Below are 3345 nucleotides of genomic sequence, written 5' to 3'. Positions count from 1 at the left end.
GCGCTGGCCAACGCCACCGAGGCCGAGCGCCCCGACCTCCTCGTCGACATGGCACGCCGACGCTCCGAGAGCCCCCGCCGAGCCGACGCCCCGCTGCTCCGCGCTGCGGCCGACCTCCTCATCGAGCGCCTCACCGACCCCACCCTCGAGCCCGATCCGGGCCAGGCGGCGCTCGCGCATCTCCTGGCCACCCGCGCCTTCACGCTCGCGCCGACCCCGGCCCACCGCAGCACCTACTTCGCCGCACTGCGCCTCTCGCGCTTTGCGCCTCAAGACACCCCGACGCTGCTCACGGCGATGGCGACGCTTCCGGCCGACCTCGACCCCACCCCGGTCGACGCACAGCCCGTCCCGCCGACCTCCAACCCGCTTGACGAGCGCGTCGAAAACGCCCTGCTCGGCGTGCCCTGGGCCCCCGAGCTCCTGCTGCCGATGAACGCCGCGGCGCGCCGCACCTTCACCCTGCGCCCCCGGGTCGACCAGCCTCTGGAGGTCGCCGCCACCTGCCTGGATCTTCGCCCCGATCTGCAACCGGAGGGCCCGGCCCCCTCCTGCCTGCTGCACCTCGACCTTGTGGATCAGGATGGAAACGCCGTCTCGCCACACACCTCCCCGCCGGCCTGGCCCCCGGGGCAGCTCTTCCTGGCGCGTTTTGACCTAAACGCCGGCCAGACCTACCGCCTCACCCTTCGCCGCCACGACGACCTCCTGGGCCGCCGTTTCATCGTCTTCCCCTACCTCCTCGACCCGGCCGATCCGGGTCAGCCCCAACCTCTGACCGCCTCGATCCGCCGTCGCCTCGACGTGTTGGCCCCGGAGCAACCCGTCGATCTCAGCATCGTCGGACCCACCACGCTGCGCCTCGACCTGCGCGCGCTCTTCCCCCTTTCGGGCTCCGGCTACCGCCCGGCCTCCGAGGTGATCATCGAGCTTCAGAGCCCGGAGGGCGACGTTCACACCCACCGTGTGGCGCTGCCCGCAGACCCGCAACCCGAGGCGAGCATCGATCTCCCTGGCCTGTCCGAGACACGGCTCTCAGCCGCACAGCGCCTGCACATCCCGGTCGTCGCGGCGGGGCTCCACAGCCTCACTGTCCGTGTCTCGGACGGTCTGGCTACCCTGCGCCTGGCCGCCCGTCTCGACGACGACCGCGCCATCGCCCGCGCGCGCCAGCCCGACACCCCGGCCCCGGACGCCCCCCAACCCGCAGACGCCCCGACGCTCCGACAGGGCATCGCCCCCCCGGCCCTCGACCTCGACCGCACCCTCCTGGCCGACCTCCCCCGGGGGCTTGCCGAGCTCAGCGGCGATGACCTCTTAAGCGAGCCCCCCGTCGACTGGACCCTGCGCTTCTCCAGCGCCTTTGCCACCCGCGACATCGACCTCGAAGAGAGCCTCATCGACGATCCGCGCCAGTCCCCCTACGCCCGCCTCAACACCCGGGCCTACCTGGCCAACCCCGACGCTGACCTCTGGGTGTATTTCGACACCGGCCTGCGCTCCAACCTGCGCACCGCCCCGGTGGCCGAGGGCACCGTGGGCGCCTACTGGCGCACGCCACGCTTCAACCTGCGCGTTGAGCCCAGGCTCACCACTTACTGGCAGCGCTTTGCGCAGAGCCACTGGTCGATTCGCTCCTCGCTACGCCTGACCAAACCCCTTCAGCTGGCGCCTAACTGGTCGCTCTTTCCCTCGGTGGCCGGCCATGTGCGCCTGCAAGAACCCCGGGCCTTCTTTAGCACCCGCGGGCTTATCGACCCGGTGCTCTACAACAGCTACGCGCTTCCCCGACGTCTGGGCTTTGACGCCCGTGTGACGCTGTGGTTTCGCCCCTTCGTCAACACCATCTTCGCGGCGTCGGCCCGGCAGCTCTTCAGCAACCGCGCCTACCCGGACCAGCTCTGGCTGGCCACCGAAGCTCGCGCACTCCTCGCATCCACCGACCTCAAGGTCGGCTACCGCATGCGATACCTCTTCGACGACCCCTATCGAAACACAAGCACCACGGTGCACGACCTGAACTTCGACGCGTCTGTGGCCTACTGGATCGTCGGCGATCTGCTGCTCGATCTAAGCACCTTCGCTCAGCTCTCGCTGATCCCTGGCGAGCGTGACCCGCGCCGCGCCCGCGTCGGCCTGAGCCTCTCGGTGTGGCATAACCTCGATAACTTCTCGCGCGTCCCTCCCTCCCACGCCTCGTTGGGACACCTGCTGACGCCCGAGTTCTTTTTGCACCGGTCTCGGCCATGATCTTCGACAACTGGCCCACCTCCGACCCCGATCGCCTCCCGAGGCTGACCTTCGACGCGTGCCTGCCTGCGCTGGTGCGTCGCCTCGACCACCGCGCCCTGGCTGACCTTCACACGCGCCTTGAGCACCAGGGCACACCCACCCTCAACCTCCCCCACACCGAGCTGCTCGCGCCTGACCCGCACCTGGAGCCCCAGCTTGAGCTGACCACCTCACTCCTCGACGCCCTGCGCCAGCTCCACCACGAGCTTCACACGCTGCGCACGAGCTTCCAGTCCTTCACCGAGCGCTACTTCGCCCGCCTCCCCGGCCGCGCGCGGCGAGATGTGGTGGTGGAGTATCTTGAGGAGCAAGCGCCGAGAGCGGGGGAGTTGCGCAAAGACCTGCGCGCCCTCGATGAGTTCCTGGACTTTGAGACTCTGCGCGAGCGCCAGACCTTACGTGAGAGCCGTCTCATCGCCAGGCTGCGCCTGATCTTTATCGCCCTCGAGGCTCTGGCGCACGACCTCCTGGCGCGCGCGCACCCCGAGGACCTCTCCCTACTCTCTCAACACCTGCTGGGCCTCCCCGGGGCGGAGCTCTTGCGCACCTTCGCCCAGAACCGCGACCTGGCCGAACTCCAACCGCTGGCGATTCGCGCCGCTCACGCCCCCCTGGCCGCCTTGCTTCACGAGCGCCCCGATGCTCTGGCCAGCGACTGGCTGCGCCTGCTCATCAAAATCGCGATCTTACCCACGGCCTCCTCCTGGCTGAAGATCGCCGCCCTCTCCACCCTGGCGCACTCCCGGGAGGCGGGCCTCGATGTGCTGGTCCAGCGCGCCACCCGCTCGTTTGAGCTCCCCGACGACTGGCACGTTCAGGCCCACGCCATCGCCCGCCTGGCCGAGCTCTACCCGGAGATCGCCCGTGAGCACCTGGCGACGATCGAGCTCGCCCCCACCTCCGGGGTCCCCGACGCCATCCCCATCGCCGTGGCCCGCGCCTTAAGCGGCGACCCCCACCCCGACGCCCTCGCCATGCTGGAGCGCCTGGCGCTGCCGGCCAGCGAGCCTCGCCAGAAGGTGCGCGCGCACGCCGCCCGCGCCCTCACCGCCA

2 protein-coding genes are annotated in these 3345 nt (G+C 70.1%); both read left to right on the top strand.

Translation table 11 applies throughout. The annotated features are described in order from the left end of the window. A partial coding sequence (locus FRC96_RS22325; protein ID WP_230470335.1) for a hypothetical protein occupies positions 1–2250 on the top strand: 2250 nt, incomplete at its 5' end. Further along, positions 2247–3345 (top strand): hypothetical protein (locus FRC96_RS16115; RefSeq protein ID WP_146975930.1); only part of this gene is annotated, 1099 nt, incomplete at its 3' end. The genes FRC96_RS22325 and FRC96_RS16115, both read left to right, overlap by 4 nt.

This window comes from Lujinxingia vulgaris (assembly GCF_007997005.1).
Classification (GTDB): Bacteria; Myxococcota_A; Bradymonadia; order Bradymonadales; family Bradymonadaceae; genus Lujinxingia.
The sequence above is the reverse complement of the archived record's forward strand: the minus strand, read 5'-3'. Positions and strand labels throughout refer to the sequence as shown.